Origin of the sequence: Rhodopseudomonas telluris, assembly GCF_042432815.1 — a bacterium.
Lineage (GTDB): Bacteria > Pseudomonadota > Alphaproteobacteria > Rhizobiales > Xanthobacteraceae > Rhodopseudomonas > Rhodopseudomonas telluris.
In genome coordinates this window covers 698,151-711,559 of sequence record NZ_JBHLWM010000001.1, presented here as the reverse complement: position 1 = coordinate 711,559, position 13,409 = coordinate 698,151, and the positions used below count along the sequence as shown (strand labels likewise).

Sequence of the window (13,409 nt, the reverse complement as noted above, 5' to 3'; positions counted from 1 at the left end):
TCCCCCGATGCAGTCCGTGTTTCAACTCGTCACCTCGACCGTTCCAGCCCGGATTTTGTTATACATCCACGTAATTCAGCGGCAGCGCGGTGGAGTATTTGATCGTCTCCATCGCGAAGCTCGAACTGACGTCGAACAGTTCGGCGGCGCTGATCAGCCGCTTGTAGACATTGTCGTAGGCCGCGACGTCCGGCACCACGATGCGCAGCAGGTAATCGACCTCGCCGCTCATCCGATAGAACTCGGTGACCTCGGGAATCTTGGCGACCTCGCGCGCGAAGGTCGTCATCCATTTGCTGTGATGCTTGTTGGTCTTCAGCGTGACGAACACCGTCACCGGCACGTTGACCATGTTGGCGTCCAGCAGCGCGACGCGGCGGCGGATGATCTTCTTCTCGATCAGCGCCTGAATGCGCCGCCAGCACGGCGACGTCGACAGTCCCGCCTTCTCGGCCACCGCCGCGACGGGCATCATCGCGTCGTCCTGCAAACAGCCTAGGATTTTGAGATCGATCCGGTCCATCAGCGCACCATCCTTGCCGCGTTGGGTGCGCGGCGTTGCGGATGAATTGCATAAAGCACGTCACATGCCAAACGCGCAGCGCGCGTAGCACCATCGTGCACGAAACAGCAGAGCGGGAGTGAAATCGTCCGGCGCGAACCCGGTTTCGGAGAAACACATTCGCGACCGGGCGTGGTCATCATAGCCGCTGGCCGCCGCTCGCTTCGATGGTTTCGCCGGTGATCCAGCCGCCTTCCTTCGAGGCGAGGAAGGCGACGATCGGGGCGATGTCCTCCGGCCCCGCGACGCGGCCGAGCGCCACACTGTCGCGAACCGCGGCGGCACGCTGTGGATCGGATAGCGGATTGAGATCGGTGGACGTCGCGCCGGGCAACACCGCATTGACGGTGATGCCGCGCGGGCCGAGATGCGCCGCGAGGATGCGGCTCAGCGTCGACAGCGCCGCCTTGGTGGGCGCATAGACCGGCATGGTGGGAAACGACAGCCGCGCCGCCATCGACGAGATGTTGATGATGCGGCCGCCGTCGGCCATCACCGGCAGCAGCTTCTGGATCAGGAAGAACGGCGACTTGAAGTTGATCTGCAGCATGCGATCGAAGTCGGCTTCGGTCACCTGCTCGATGGTCTTGCGATCGTCGATGCCCGCATTGTTGACCAGGATGTCGAGTTGCGGCGGATCACGCCGGGTGCGTAGCTCCGCAATCAGCGTCTCGGCGAGCTGCGTGGCCCCCGCGGGATCGGCCAGATCCGCGGCGATCAGGAAGCCGTCGCCGCCCGCGGCGCGGATCTCGTCGAGTGCCTGCTGCGCCTTTTCGCGTTCGGCACGATAATGCAAGCCGACGACGGCGCCGTCCTGCGCCAGCCGGACAGCGATCGCGCGCCCGAGGCCGCGGCTGGCACCGGTGACGAGAGCGATCCTGTCGGCGAGCGGCTTCATCGCAGGCGGCGCCTTTCCGTCTAGATGGCGTAGGTGGCGCGGCCGATGGCGATCAGCGCGCCCTTCTCATCATGCACGTCGACATCGGCGACCCCGACGGTGCGGCCGAGCCGGCGCACGCGGCCGGTCGAGATCAGCGCGGTGCCGATCGCCGGCCGGAAGTAATCGACCCGGAAGTTGATGGTCGGCAGCCCGCGGCCGACGAACATCACCAGCGCATAGTCGCCGACCGTGTCGATGATCGAGGCGATCGGGCCGCCGTGCCACTGCCCGGTGCCCGGCTCGCGCTCGAACTCCGGCCGCATTGGCGACCGCATCACCACTTCCTGCCCGGCGGCGTCGAGCGACGTCACCGTGAGGCCGAGGAAGGAAATGAACGGCGATGCCCGCAGCATCGCCTCGATCTGGGCGGCGGTGAGCGGCTCGCTCATGGCGTCACCACCACCTTGCCGAACACGGTGCGGTCTTCCAGCATCCGCAGCGCATCCGCCGCCTGCTCGAGCGGAAACGCCTTGTCGACCTTGGCGGTGAGCTTGCCGGACGACAGCAGCGCGAACAGCTTTTCGATGTCGTCGCGCTCCCAGCCATTGGAGCCGCGAATCTGCAGTTCGAACGTCCAGATCACGCGCAGATCCTCGGCCGGGTCGTAGCCCGCGGTCGCGCCGCAGGTCAGAATGCGGCCACCGAGCTTGAGCGTGCGCAGCGACTTCACCCAGGTGTCGCCGCCGGTGAAGTTGACGACGACGTCGACGCCGCCGTTTTCAGACCCGCCGCCGCCGACTCGCGCCGGCCGGCCATGACGCTCGCGCACCACCTTCATGAAATCGTCTTTGGTGTAGAGGATGACCTCGTCGGCGCCGAGCTCCTTGAGGCGCTCGCCCTTCTCCGCCGAGCCCGCGCAGGCGATCACGTAAGCGCCCGCGATCTTGGCGAGCTGCACGCAGCACACGCCGACGCCGCCCGAGGCGCCGAGGATCAGCACCTTCTCGCCGGCCTTCACCTGACCGTTGGTGGTCATCATGCGATGCGCGGTGCCGTAGGCGACCGGCAGTGCCGCCGCCTGCTCGAAGCTGACATTGTCGGGGACGCGCACCAGCTGATGCGCGCGCGCCTTGCACAGCTCGGCGAGGCCACCGTTCATGGTCTCGCCCATCAGCCCGCCCTCGACGCGGTTCAGCGGATCGACCAGCACGCGGTCGCCCGCCTTCCAGCCGTCCACGCCCTCGCCGACCTTGACGATCTCGCCTGCGACATCGAGTCCCATGATCACCGGCAGCGGGATCTTGATGCCCGGCATGCCGCGGCGGGTGAAGATGTCGTGATAGTTGAGCGACGTCGCGCGGACGCGCAGCAGCACGTCGCCGGGGCCGATCTCCGGATCGGGGAAGTTCGAGTCGAACGAGAGCTTGTCGAGCCCCCCGTGCTCCCGCAGGACCATCGCGCGCATTTTCTTGTTTTCTCCTTAGGCTGCGTCGGCGTGGCCGAGCGGGCCGTTGCCAAGTGCGAATTCGACCGCCGCATCGGCATGCAGCAGGGTCGAGTCGAATGCGGGTAAATCAATGTTCTCGGGCTGGATCAAGAGGCCGATCTCGGTACAGCCGAGAATCACGCTATCGGCGCCCGCCGCGCGGCCCCGCGCGATGATCTCCATGTAGCGCTGGCGCGAGGTCTCGCGGATAATTCCGCAGCACAGTTCCGAGAAGATGATGTCGTGCACCGCGGTGCGATCGTCGGCCTCGGGCACGATCGGCGTCAGGCCGTGGCGGCGGCTCATCCGCTCGCGATAGAAGTCGTGCTCCATGGTGTAGCGCGTCGCCAGCAGCAGCGGCTTGCGCGCGCCGGTTGCCTTCAGTTCGTGAGCGCAGATGTCGATAATGTTGAGCAGCGGAATATCGATCGCGCCTTGTACGGCATCGGCAAGCTTGTGCATCGTGTTGGTGCAGATCAGCACGCAATCGGCGCCGGCCGCCTGCAGCTCCCGCGCGATCTTCTGCAGCACGCGGGTGGCGCCGTCCCAGTCACCCGACGTCTGCATCGCCACGATCGATTCGAAATCGACCGAGCGCATCAGGATCTCGGCCGAGTGCAGCCCGCCGCAAAGCGTGCGCACCTGTTCGTTGAGCCGGCGATAATACACCGCCGTGCTTTCCCAGCTCATGCCGCCGATCAGGCCAATCGTCTTCATCGTCCGTCCTCGCAGTCCGGCTGCGATTGCAGCGCGTGTCGTGATCATCTCCTGCGCGTGGCGCATCAACGCCGGCAGGGCGATCATCGATTGTCGGAAAACTGTAACACCGAGCGGCGCGCGTGGAATTTCGTTCTGACGAACCGGAATGTTCCGTTTTGGAATCTGATTTTGATAGCTAGGCTATTCGAGGCATATGATGCCGGATGCGTCCCGTACGACGGTGAGTGATTTCAAATCGCCACACCATCGTGGATTCGGAATGCAGCAGCCCGCAGCACGGAATTAGGAACATCCCGATTCACCGCCCGCAAAACCGCGCTCGCGTTCCCTTCGACAACGCCGTCGGAACGTGTCTATAAAGAACCGCAACCATCCACTCAGGATGGGGAAACGCGATGATCACATCGGGAGGACGATACGATGCAAGTGGCCTATGTGCCCCGCCAGACACCCTACACGCTGTCGCCGGAAGACGAACTGAATGATCTGCGGATGTCGGAAAAGGTCCGGCCGCTGTACGACCACGTCAAGAAGTTCATCGCCGACACCGTCGAGCCGATGCAGCACGAGTTCGATATCGCCGAAGCGAAGAATCCGAACCGCTGGTCGTTCTCGCAGGAGCAGCTCGATCTGCTCGGCAAGGCCAAGGCCAAGGCCAAGGAGGAAGGCCTCTGGAACTTCTTCCTGCCCGACGCCGAGACCGGCGAAGGCTTGAGCAATCTCGACTACGCCTATATCGCGGTCGAACTCGGCAAGGCGCCGCTCGCCTCCGAAGTGATGAACTGCTCGGCGCCCGACACCGGCAACATGGAAGTGCTGGAGCGCGTCGGCACGCCGGCGCAAAAGGAGAAGTGGCTGAAGCCGCTACTCAACGGCGAGATCCGCTCGGCCTATGTGATGACCGAACCGAATGTCGCCTCGTCGGACGCCAAGAACGTCTCGACCTCGGCCGTGCTCGACGGCAACGAGTGGGTCATCAACGGCGAGAAGTACTACATCTCCGGTCTCGGCGATCCGCGCTGCAAGATCATGATCGTGATGGTCAAGACCGATCCGACCGCCGCGCCCAGCAAGCAGCAGTCGCAGATCCTGGTGCCCGTCGACACCCCCGGCGTCGAAGTGCTCGGCCCGATGCACGTGTTCGGCCACGACCACGCGCCGCGCGGCCACATGCACATGCGCTTCAACAATGTGCGCGTGCCGAAGGAGAACATCCTGCTCGGCGAAGGCCGCGGCTTCGAGATCTCGCAGCTGCGCCTCGGCCCGGGCCGCATCCATCACTGCATGCGCACCATCGGCAAGGCCGAGAAGGCGCTCGACTTGATGGTGGCGCGCGGTCTCACCCGCGAAGCCTTCGGCAAGAAGCTCGCTCATCTCGGCGGCAACATGCAGATCATCGCGCAGGCCCGCTGCGAAATCGAAGCGATGCGTCTGATGGTGCTGAAGGCCGCCAAGGCGATGGACGTGCTCGGCAACAAGGAAGCCCGCGTCTGGGTCAGCATGGTCAAGGCCATGGTGCCGGAACGTGCCTGCAAGATCATCGACCAGGCGATCCAGATGCACGGCGCCACCGGCATCTCGCAATGGACCCCGCTGGCCGAGATGTACACCGACGTCCGCCACCTCCGCTTCGCCGACGGTCCGGACGAAGTGCATTGGATGGTCGTCGGACGGCATGAGCTGACGCTGTAAGGTGTTCGCTCTCGCCGATCGGCGAGAGCTCTCCACGCGTACGCCGTCATCCTGAGGCGCCCGTCGGGCCGCGCATCGCGCGGTTCGACGGGCCTCGAAGGATGAGCCGCACGCACCCGTCGCCGCATCCTTCGAGGCTCGCTGCGCTCGCACCTCAGGATGAAGAGTCAGGGGGGCGTCGCATCGTTGATCATGAACGATGCCTTTCCCTTAATCCTTGAACACCACCGTCTTCGAGCCGTTCATGATGACGCGGCCGTCGAGATGCCAGGTGATGGCGCGGGCAAGGACGCGGCGCTCGATTTCGCGGCCCTTGCGCACCAGATCCTCCACCGTGTTGTGATGGCTGATACGCTCGACGTCCTGCTCGATGATCGGCCCCTCGTCGAGATCGGGCGTGACGTAATGTGCGGTGGCGCCGATCAGCTTGACGCCGCGGGCGAACGCCTGGTGATAGGGTCGCGCACCCTTGAAGCCCGGCAGAAACGAGTGGTGGATGTTGATGCAGCGCCCGGCCAGCTTGGCACACAGCCCGTCCGACAGCACCTGCATGTAGCGCGCCAGCACGACGAGATCGGTGTTCGCCGCGCGGATCAGCTCCCAGACCTGCGCCTCCTGCTCCATCTTGGTCGCCTTGGTGACCGGCAGGTAGTGAAACGGGATGCCGTCGAGATCGAGATGCGCGTAGGTCTCCCGCGGATGGTTGGCGATGATTCCGACCACATCCATGTCGATCTCGCCGGTCCGCCAGCGATACAGCAGGTCGGCGAGGCAGTGGTCGAACTTCGACACCAGGATCATGACGCGCTGCTTCTCCTTGAGGCTGCGCATCGTCCAGCTCAGGCCGAGATCGTTGGCGACGGCTTCGAACTCCGCCTTCAGCGCCTCGATGCTGCCGCCGGGCTTGAGGATGGCGAAGCGCATCCGCATGAAGAACAGATGCGTCTCGGCATCGTTGAACTGATGCGCCTCGACGACGTTGCAGCCAGCGTCGAATAACGTCTTGGCGACAGCCGCGACGATGCCCGGCTGATCGCGGCAGGATAGCGACAGCACGACATTGGTGTGGGGCATGGCAGACTCCATGGAGAAGGCGCGGCTCATCCGCGCCGTGTCAGACGTCGAGACAGGCGAAAGGCTTCAACCTCGCTCGGGCACCACCGCGAGGCCGTAAATGGCTGCAGACGCATCGAGCCAATGCAGCAGGCCGCCGACCAGGCTGCGCGCCACCGCAATCGCAACGTCGCCATCGCCGGTTGCCCAGATCGTCACTCCAACGTGGTGAACGCTGGTGACCGCGGCACCGTCGTCGCCCAACGCCGCGCAATCGATCTGGAAGCCTTTTTCCAGTAGGGACGGCAATGCCGGCCCGGACAAATGCAGCACCGCGAGGCCGTCCGACTGCTCGACGACGGAAGCGAGTCCGTCGAGCTGCGCGGCCAGCACCGCGAGGAAACCAGGCTCCGTGCGCTGCGAGACGGCCAGCCATTTGCCGGGGCCGACTCCGATGAAGGCGACGCGCTCGCCGCTGACGCGCTTCGGCGCATCCTGCAGGGTGACGCCGTAGTCGACCTGCACACGCGCTGCCAGATCGGCGAACCGCCCTTTGCGCGCCATCACGGCCGCGATGCCGCGGCGTTCGATCGGCGTCGCAATGACGCCGGCGCCGCTGCCGCGTGGTGCGAACGCCCGCCAGGGGCTCTGATACATCAGCTCAGCCACGCAGCCGCCCTCCGTCCGGATCGACAAACACTGGCGACACGATCTCGGCTTCGTAGTCTTCGCTGCGGATCGGATCATAGACGCGGATGCGTTCGCCGATCCGCTCCGGGCCGCGCACCAGCAGGGCCAGCGCAATCCAGTGGCCCAGCGACGGGCTGAACGCCGACGAGGTGACGTAACCCTGATCGGTCTCCGGCGACGGCGTCACGCCCGGCGTGAACAAATGCGCGCCGTTGCGCAGCCGCGTCGCGCGATCGACCGGACGCAGGCCGATCAGCGTCGGCCGCTGCGGATCGGTCAGCGCCGGCCGCCCGGCCATCACCCGGCCGACAAAGTCCTTCTTGGTCGACATCATCCGGCCCATGCCGAGATCGCGCGCGACGGTCTGGCCGCTGAGTTCGTTGCCCGCGGCGTGGCCCTTCTCGATCCGCATCACGCCGAGCGCCTCGGTGCCGTACGGCACCACACCGAGGCCGTCACCGGCTTGCATCAGCGCGCGCATCAGCGCATCGCCGTAGCCGGCCGGCACTGCGATCTCATAGGCGAGTTCGCCGGAGAACGAGATCCGAAACAGTCGCGCCGGGACGTTGCCGAGACGGAATTCCCCGCAAGCCATATAGGGAAACGCCGCATCGGACAGATCTGCGGCGGCGCCGAACAGCTTCTGCAGCAGCGCCCGCGAGTTTGGACCGGCAACCGAAACCTGCGCCCATTGCTCGGTGACCGAGACCATCTGCACGTCGAGTTCGGGCCACAGCACCTGATGGCAGAATTCCAGATGCTGCATCACCTTCACGGCGTTCGCCGTGGTGGTCGACATCACGTAATGATCGTCGGCGAGCCGCGCGGTGGTGCCGTCGTCCATCACGAAGCCGTCCTCGCGCAGCATCACGCCGTAGCGCACCTTGCCGACCGGCAGCGTCGAGAAGGTGTTGATGTAAACGCGATCGAGGAAAGTGCCGACGTCGGCGCCGCACAGCGCGATCTTGCCGAGCGTCGAGACGTCGCAGATCCCGACCGCGCTGCGCACGGCGTTGACTTCGCGTACCACGCTTTGCAGCCAATCGGTTTCGCCGGGCTTAGCGAACCACTGCGCGCGCAGCCACTGCCCGGTCTCGACGAAGCTGGCGCCCTGCTCGGTCGCCCAGTCATGACTTGCGGTGAGCCGCGTCGGCTTGAAATGCTTGCCCGTAGACAGCCCGCCGAACGCGGCGATCGCCACCGGCACCTGCGGCGGCCGCGCGCGCGTGGTGCCGGTCGCCGCGATATCGCGGCCGGTCAGCGCCGCCATCATCGCCAGGCCGTTGACGTTCGAGGTCTTGCCCTGGTCGGTCGCCATGCCGAGCGTGGTGTAGCGCTTGAGATGCTCGACCGAGCGAAAACCTTCGCGGGCCGAGATCGCAATGTCGTCGGCGGTGACGTCGTTCTGCAGATCGACGAACGCCTTGCGGCGCGCCCCGGCGACCTGCCAGAGCGGTGACACCGCGAACGCTTCGTCGCTGGCGCGATAAGGCGTCTGCGCACTGCTAGCATGGCCCATACGCGTGGCCGCCTCGACGCCCCAGCGTGCGCCATCCTCCAGCGCCTGCGCCAGCGTGAAGCGACCGGCAGCAGCCCCTGCGAGCGTCATGCCCTTTGGAACACCGGAGGCGACGAACGCCGCAACATCGTCTCGCCACTCGCCCTTGCCGCCGAGATGGGTGGCGAGTGCGATGTTCGGATTCCAGCCGCCCGAGACGGTCAGCAGATCGGCCTCGCATGTATGGCGCCTGCCGTCCGCGGCAGCGACCTCGACGGCCTTCAGCCGCTGACCGCCGATCGCATCGGTGACGCTGGCGCCGAGATGCACCGGCACGTTCCCGGCCAGCGCACGCACGGCCGGAGCGACTTCGCGGCGCGGATCGACCACTGCGGCGATGCCGACACCGGCGCGCGTCAGGTCGGCGACGCTGCGCCAGCCGTCGTCGCTCGAGGTAAACACCACCGCGCGCTGGCCCGGCGCGGCGGCGAAGCGGTTAACGTAGGTCCGCGCCGCGGAGGCCAGCATCACGCCGGGGCGATCGTTGCCGCCGAACACGATCGGCCGCTCGATCGCGCCGGTCGCGAGCAGCGTCTCGCGCGGCACGATCTTCCACAGCCGCTGCCGCGGCGTGAACGCCGGCGGCACCGGCAGATGATCAGCGACGCGTTCGAGCACGCCGACTTCGTCGTCATAAATTCCGAACACGCTGGCGCGGCGCAGGATGCGGACGTTGCTCAGCGATGCAAGCTCGGCCTCAGCCTGCTGCGCCCACAGTGCGCCCGGCGTGCCGTCGATCTCGCAGACCTCGGACAACAACCGGCCGCCGAGCGCAAAATCGTCCTCGACCAGGATCACGCGCGCGCCGGCACGGCCGGCCGCGAGCGCAGCCGCGAGACCCGCGGGGCCTGCACCGATGATCAGCAGATCGCAGAACGCCGTCGCCTTCTCATAAGCGTCAGGATCCGGTTCGCCGCTGAGGCTGCCGAGGCCGGCGGAGCGCCGGATCGCCGGCTCGTACAATTTCTCCCAGAACGACGCCGGCCACATGAAGGTCTTGTAGTAGAAGCCGGCGACGATCAGCGGCGAGGCGAGCTGATGCACCGCGCGCAGGTCGAACGCGAGCGACGGCCAGCGGTTCTGGCTGTGCGCTTCAAGCCCGTCATACAGCTCGATCGTGGTCGCCTTGGTGTTCGGCTCACGCCGCGCGCCACTGCGCAGTTCCACCAGCGCGTTCGGTTCTTCGGGCCCGGCGGTAAAGATGCCGCGCGGACGATGATATTTGAAAGAGCGACCGACCAGCCGCGTGCCGCCGGCGACCAGCGCCGAGGCCAGCGTATCGCCGGCAAAGCCCGTCATCGATTTGCCGTCGAAGCTGAAGCGCAGCGGCTTGCTACGGTCGATCAGGCCACCACTGAGGCGTGCTGGCGCGCTCATGACCGCGGCTCCTTCGCGGCCAGCGCGACGTCGAGGATCTCGTGCGTCGACGGATTGCGCGTCACCACCAGCCAGCTGCGGCAGCCTGAGCCATGATACCAGAGGCCGCGATGCGGCCCGGCCGGATTATCGCGCAAATAGACATAGTCGAAGAACGCGGCTTCGACCGCTGCCGGCTCGCCGGCCGGATCGGGCCGTTGCGGCGCCGCATCACCTATGTAGCTGAACTCGGACACATCGCGCGAACCGCAATAGGGGCAGGGAATTCTCATGGCGCCCTCAATGCAGATTCGGTTGGGCGCCCTGGCCCTTTTCGTCGATCACCGCGCCGCGCGCGAAGCGATCGAGCCGCAGCTCGGTGGCGGCGGGATGCGGCTCGTCGCGGGCGATCAGATGCGCGAACACCAGGCCGGAACCCGGCGTTGCTTTGAAGCCGCCATAGTTCCAGCCGGCGTTGAGATAGAGATTTTGCGTCGGCGTACGGTCGATGATCGGCGAGCCATCCATCGACATGTCGCACAGACCCGCCCATGTCCGCAGGATGCGGGCGCGGCCGATCGCCGGCATCAGCGCCATGCCGCCCTCGCAGATATCCTCGACGGTCGGCAAATTGCCGCGCTGCGCATAGGAGTTGTAGCCGTCGAGATCGCCGCCGAACACCAGCCCGCCCTTGTCGGACTGGCTGATGTAGAAATGTCCGGCGCCGAAAGTGATGACGCCGGGGATGATCGGCTTCAGCCCTTCCGACACCATCGCCTGCAGCACGAAGGATTCGATCGGCAGCCGCATCCCCGCCATCGCGGCGACCTTCGAGCTGCTGCCCGCGACCGCGATGCCGACTTTGCCCGCCGCGATCGGACCACGCGTGGTCTCGACCCCGGTGACGCGGCCGCCCGCCATGGTGATGCCGGTGACTTCGCAATTCTGCACGATATCGACGCCGCGGTCGGATGCGCCGCGAGCGAAGCCCCAGGCGACCGCGTCGTGCCGCGCGGTGCCACCGCGCGCCTGCAACAGGCCGCCTTGAATCGGAAACCGCGCCTGATCGTAGTTCAGAAACGGATACAACTTGCGGACGCCCTCGCGATCGAGCAGTTCGGCGTCGACGCCGTGAAGTCGCATCGCGTTGCCGCGGCGAACATAGGCGTCGCGCTGGGCGTCGGAATGATACAGGTTCAGCACGCCGCGCTGGCTGACCATGGCGTTGTAGTTGAAGTCCTGCTCCAGCCCCTCCCACAGCTTCATCGACAGCTCGTAGAGCGGGATGTTGCCGGGCAACAGATAGTTGGAGCGGATGATGGTGGTGTTGCGGCCCATATTGCCGCCGCCGATCCAGCCCTTTTCCAGCACCGCGACATTGCGCACGCCGTAGCGGCTGGCGAGATAGTAAGCGGTTGACAGACCATGACCGCCGCCGCCGATGATAACGACGTCGTAGGCCGGCTTCGGCGCGGCGTCGCGCCAGGTCGGCTGCCAGCCGGAATGGCCTTTGAGCGTGTTGGCGAGCAGCGAGAACAGCGAATAGCGCATGGGCGATCCTTCGCCGTCACTGTGGCGCAGGGCGTAAACCGGCACTAGACTGACAGCGCCATCTCCTTGCCCAGAAGCGCCATTGCCCCTTACCTCGCCCGACACCACCCGCCCCACTCGCGTCGGCTTCCTGCTGATCGACGGCTTCGCGCTGATGTCGTTCGCCTCGGCGGTCGAGCCGCTGCGCGCCGCCAACGCGATTTCGGGGCGGCCGCTGTATCAATGGTTTCACGTCTCGATCGACGGCGAGCCGATCGGCGCGTCGAGCGGCCTGTCGATCACGCCGGATTGTTCGATCGCAGACGCGCAGCCGTTCGACATCGTGATGGTCTGTGCCGGCGGCAACCCGACCAAATTCTCCGATCGGCGGACGATGGTTTGGCTGCGCGCGCTGGCGCGGCGCGGCGTGGCGATCGGCGGCATCTCTGGCGGGCCGTATGTTCTGGCGCGCGCCGAGGTGCTGGACGGCTATCGCTGCACGATTCACTGGGAGCACGCGCCCGCCTTCGCCGAGGCATTCGCGCATCTCGACCTGACCCGCAACCTGTTCGAGATCGATCGCGAGCGGCTGACTTGCGGCGGCGGTGTGGCCGGCCTCGACATGATGCAGGCGCTGATCCGCCGCGACCATGGGCCGGAGCTGGCGTCCAAGGTCAGCGACTGGTTTCTGCAAACCAACGTCCGACTCGGCGATTCCAGCCAGCGCCAGGCGGCGCGCGACCGTGGCCGGCTCGGCCATCCCGGCGTCGCCGCGGCGATCGAGCTGATGGAGCGCCGGCTGCGCGAACCCGCGAGCCGTAGCGACATCGCCCGGGCCGCAAAGGTGTCGCTACGCCAGCTCGAGCGGCTGTTCGCCACGCAACTCGGCACCAGCATCGAGCGGCACTACCTGAGGATCCGCCTGCAGCGCGCGCGGATCCTACTCCGGCAGACTTCCCTGCCGGTAACGCAGATCGGCACCGATTGCGGCTTTATCAGCCCGGCACACTTCTCCCGCGTCTACAGACAGCGCTACGGGCGCACGCCGTCAGCCGACCGTAACCTCTGAGGCGACGCCACGGCGCATCGCCTGGTCGCGCGCGGCGAGCTGCTGCTGCGCCTGCGCCTTCTGCTCCGCCGACATGCCGCGCACCAGCTCTTCCAGCTCGGCCATCGCCAGGCCGACACCATGCCGGCTCGCCAGCGTCAGCCAGACGAACGCCTCGACCGGATCGACCTTGGTGCCGAGCCCCTTGGCGTAGCAGTAGCCGAGCCGGGCCTGCGACGGGTAATGCCCACCCTCCGCGGCGCGCTGATACCAGGTCACCGCCTCGGCGAGGTTCGGCGCAACCCCCATGCCCTTGGTCAACACCACCGCGTAATTGAACTGCCCGAGCGCGTCGCCCGTTTCGGCGGCACGCAGGAACCAGGCCGCGCCGTTCGCCGGATCGGCCGCAACGCCCTCGCCCTTGGCGTACATCGCCCCGACATTATTGGCGGCGAGCGGATTGCCGTGCTCGGCCGAGCGCAGATAGTAGGCGAAGGCCCGCGACACGTCCCGCTCGACACCGAGCCCGTTGGCATACAGCGCGCCGAGCCACGCCTCCGCCTCGGCATCGCCCTGTTCCGCCAGCGGCTCCCAGATCGTCTTCGCCCGCTCGAAGTCCTTGTCGAGATACGCGCGCTCGCCGTCCTGGACCTGCATGACTCTCTCCTCTCTGAAGTAACGCCCCGCTATTCCCTCGTCGTCATGGCCGGGCTCGTCCCGGCCATCCACGTCTTTTCACTGTCCACCGCCGCAAGGCGTGGATGCCCGGCACAAGGCCGGGCATGACGCGTTGTTAGCACAACTCACACCGGATAGACCGCATTCGCGGACAGT

The 13,409-nt window shown here is 66.3% G+C and carries 13 protein-coding genes; 2 read left to right on the top strand and 11 right to left on the bottom strand.

Going from position 1 to position 13,409, the window contains the following annotated elements; genetic code table 11:
* Positions 1–58: 58 nt before the first annotated feature.
* From ACFFJ6_RS03250 to ACFFJ6_RS03230, 5 genes are all read right to left on the bottom strand, one after another.
* Complete coding sequence (locus tag ACFFJ6_RS03250) at positions 59–523, bottom strand: Lrp/AsnC family transcriptional regulator (RefSeq protein ID WP_378384308.1); 465 nt, start codon at positions 521–523, stop codon at positions 59–61.
* A 178-nt stretch (positions 524–701) separates the two neighbouring features.
* Positions 702–1,460: an SDR family NAD(P)-dependent oxidoreductase gene (locus tag ACFFJ6_RS03245; RefSeq protein WP_378384306.1), complete on the bottom strand. Its 759-nt coding sequence runs from the start codon at positions 1,458–1,460 to the stop codon at positions 702–704.
* A 20-nt stretch (positions 1,461–1,480) separates the two neighbouring features.
* Positions 1,481–1,891 (bottom strand): PaaI family thioesterase, encoded by a 411-nt coding sequence (locus tag ACFFJ6_RS03240; RefSeq protein ID WP_378384304.1) that lies wholly within the window; start codon positions 1,889–1,891, stop codon positions 1,481–1,483.
* Positions 1,888–2,907, bottom strand: coding sequence for a zinc-binding dehydrogenase (locus tag ACFFJ6_RS03235; protein WP_378384302.1), 1,020 nt, complete (start codon positions 2,905–2,907; stop codon positions 1,888–1,890). The genes ACFFJ6_RS03240 and ACFFJ6_RS03235 overlap by 4 nt, the downstream gene beginning before the upstream one ends.
* 15 nt (positions 2,908–2,922) lie before the next feature.
* The gene (locus ACFFJ6_RS03230) at positions 2,923–3,645 is read right to left on the bottom strand and encodes an aspartate/glutamate racemase family protein (RefSeq protein ID WP_378384300.1); all 723 of its coding nucleotides are present in this window, start codon (positions 3,643–3,645) and stop codon (positions 2,923–2,925) included.
* Positions 3,646–4,068: 423 nt separating this feature from the next.
* Here ACFFJ6_RS03230 and ACFFJ6_RS03225 point away from each other — a divergent pair, with 423 nt between their 5' ends.
* Entirely contained in the window at positions 4,069–5,340 is a 1,272-nt protein-coding gene (locus ACFFJ6_RS03225) for an acyl-CoA dehydrogenase family protein (RefSeq protein WP_378384298.1), read from the top strand.
* 210 nt (positions 5,341–5,550) lie between these two features.
* Here ACFFJ6_RS03225 and purU read toward each other — a convergent pair whose 3' ends face one another.
* The 5 genes from purU to ACFFJ6_RS03200 all read right to left on the bottom strand — a co-directional run bounded on the left by purU (position 5,551) and on the right by ACFFJ6_RS03200 (position 11,548).
* On the bottom strand, positions 5,551–6,414 hold the full coding sequence (gene purU / locus ACFFJ6_RS03220) for a formyltetrahydrofolate deformylase (protein ID WP_378384296.1): 864 nt from the start codon (positions 6,412–6,414) through the stop codon (positions 5,551–5,553).
* A 66-nt stretch (positions 6,415–6,480) separates the two neighbouring features.
* Positions 6,481–7,062, bottom strand: coding sequence for a sarcosine oxidase subunit gamma (locus ACFFJ6_RS03215; RefSeq protein WP_378384294.1), 582 nt, complete (start codon positions 7,060–7,062; stop codon positions 6,481–6,483).
* Positions 7,055–10,018: a sarcosine oxidase subunit alpha family protein gene (locus ACFFJ6_RS03210; protein ID WP_378384292.1), complete on the bottom strand. Its 2,964-nt coding sequence runs from the start codon at positions 10,016–10,018 to the stop codon at positions 7,055–7,057. Before ACFFJ6_RS03210 ends, ACFFJ6_RS03215 begins: the two co-directional genes overlap by 8 nt.
* Entirely contained in the window at positions 10,015–10,290 is a 276-nt protein-coding gene (locus ACFFJ6_RS03205; RefSeq protein WP_378384290.1) for a sarcosine oxidase subunit delta, read from the bottom strand. Before ACFFJ6_RS03205 ends, ACFFJ6_RS03210 begins: the two co-directional genes overlap by 4 nt.
* A gap of 7 nt (positions 10,291–10,297) precedes the next feature.
* Complete coding sequence (locus tag ACFFJ6_RS03200; protein WP_378384288.1) at positions 10,298–11,548, bottom strand: sarcosine oxidase subunit beta family protein; 1,251 nt, start codon at positions 11,546–11,548, stop codon at positions 10,298–10,300.
* A gap of 82 nt (positions 11,549–11,630) precedes the next feature.
* On the opposite strand from ACFFJ6_RS03200, the gene ACFFJ6_RS03195 reads away from it, so the two are divergent.
* Positions 11,631–12,596: a GlxA family transcriptional regulator gene (locus ACFFJ6_RS03195; RefSeq protein WP_378384286.1), complete on the top strand. Its 966-nt coding sequence runs from the start codon at positions 11,631–11,633 to the stop codon at positions 12,594–12,596.
* On the opposite strand, the gene ACFFJ6_RS03190 is transcribed toward ACFFJ6_RS03195, so the two are convergent.
* On the bottom strand, positions 12,576–13,232 hold the full coding sequence (locus ACFFJ6_RS03190) for a tetratricopeptide repeat protein (RefSeq protein ID WP_378384284.1): 657 nt from the start codon (positions 13,230–13,232) through the stop codon (positions 12,576–12,578). The genes ACFFJ6_RS03195 and ACFFJ6_RS03190 overlap by 21 nt on opposite strands.
* Positions 13,233–13,409 lie beyond the last annotated feature (177 nt).

Excerpts from the sequence above, each read along its gene's own strand:
- ACFFJ6_RS03210 (WP_378384292.1), bottom strand. The coding sequence starts at position 10,018 with ATGAGCGCGCCAGCACGCCTCAGTGGTGGCCTGATCGACCGTAGCAAG.
- ACFFJ6_RS03190 (WP_378384284.1), bottom strand. The coding sequence starts at position 13,232 with ATGCAGGTCCAGGACGGCGAGCGCGCGTATCTCGACAAGGACTTCGAG.
- ACFFJ6_RS03205 (WP_378384290.1), bottom strand. The coding sequence starts at position 10,290 with ATGAGAATTCCCTGCCCCTATTGCGGTTCGCGCGATGTGTCCGAGTTC.
- ACFFJ6_RS03230 (WP_378384300.1), bottom strand. The coding sequence starts at position 3,645 with ATGAAGACGATTGGCCTGATCGGCGGCATGAGCTGGGAAAGCACGGCG.
- purU (WP_378384296.1), bottom strand. The coding sequence starts at position 6,414 with ATGCCCCACACCAATGTCGTGCTGTCGCTATCCTGCCGCGATCAGCCG.
- ACFFJ6_RS03200 (WP_378384288.1), bottom strand. The coding sequence starts at position 11,548 with ATGCGCTATTCGCTGTTCTCGCTGCTCGCCAACACGCTCAAAGGCCAT.
- ACFFJ6_RS03245 (WP_378384306.1), bottom strand. The coding sequence starts at position 1,460 with ATGAAGCCGCTCGCCGACAGGATCGCTCTCGTCACCGGTGCCAGCCGC.
- ACFFJ6_RS03240 (WP_378384304.1), bottom strand. The coding sequence starts at position 1,891 with ATGAGCGAGCCGCTCACCGCCGCCCAGATCGAGGCGATGCTGCGGGCA.
- ACFFJ6_RS03225 (WP_378384298.1), top strand. The coding sequence starts at position 4,069 with ATGCAAGTGGCCTATGTGCCCCGCCAGACACCCTACACGCTGTCGCCG.
- ACFFJ6_RS03235 (WP_378384302.1), bottom strand. The coding sequence starts at position 2,907 with ATGCGCGCGATGGTCCTGCGGGAGCACGGGGGGCTCGACAAGCTCTCG.
- ACFFJ6_RS03250 (WP_378384308.1), bottom strand. The coding sequence starts at position 523 with ATGGACCGGATCGATCTCAAAATCCTAGGCTGTTTGCAGGACGACGCG.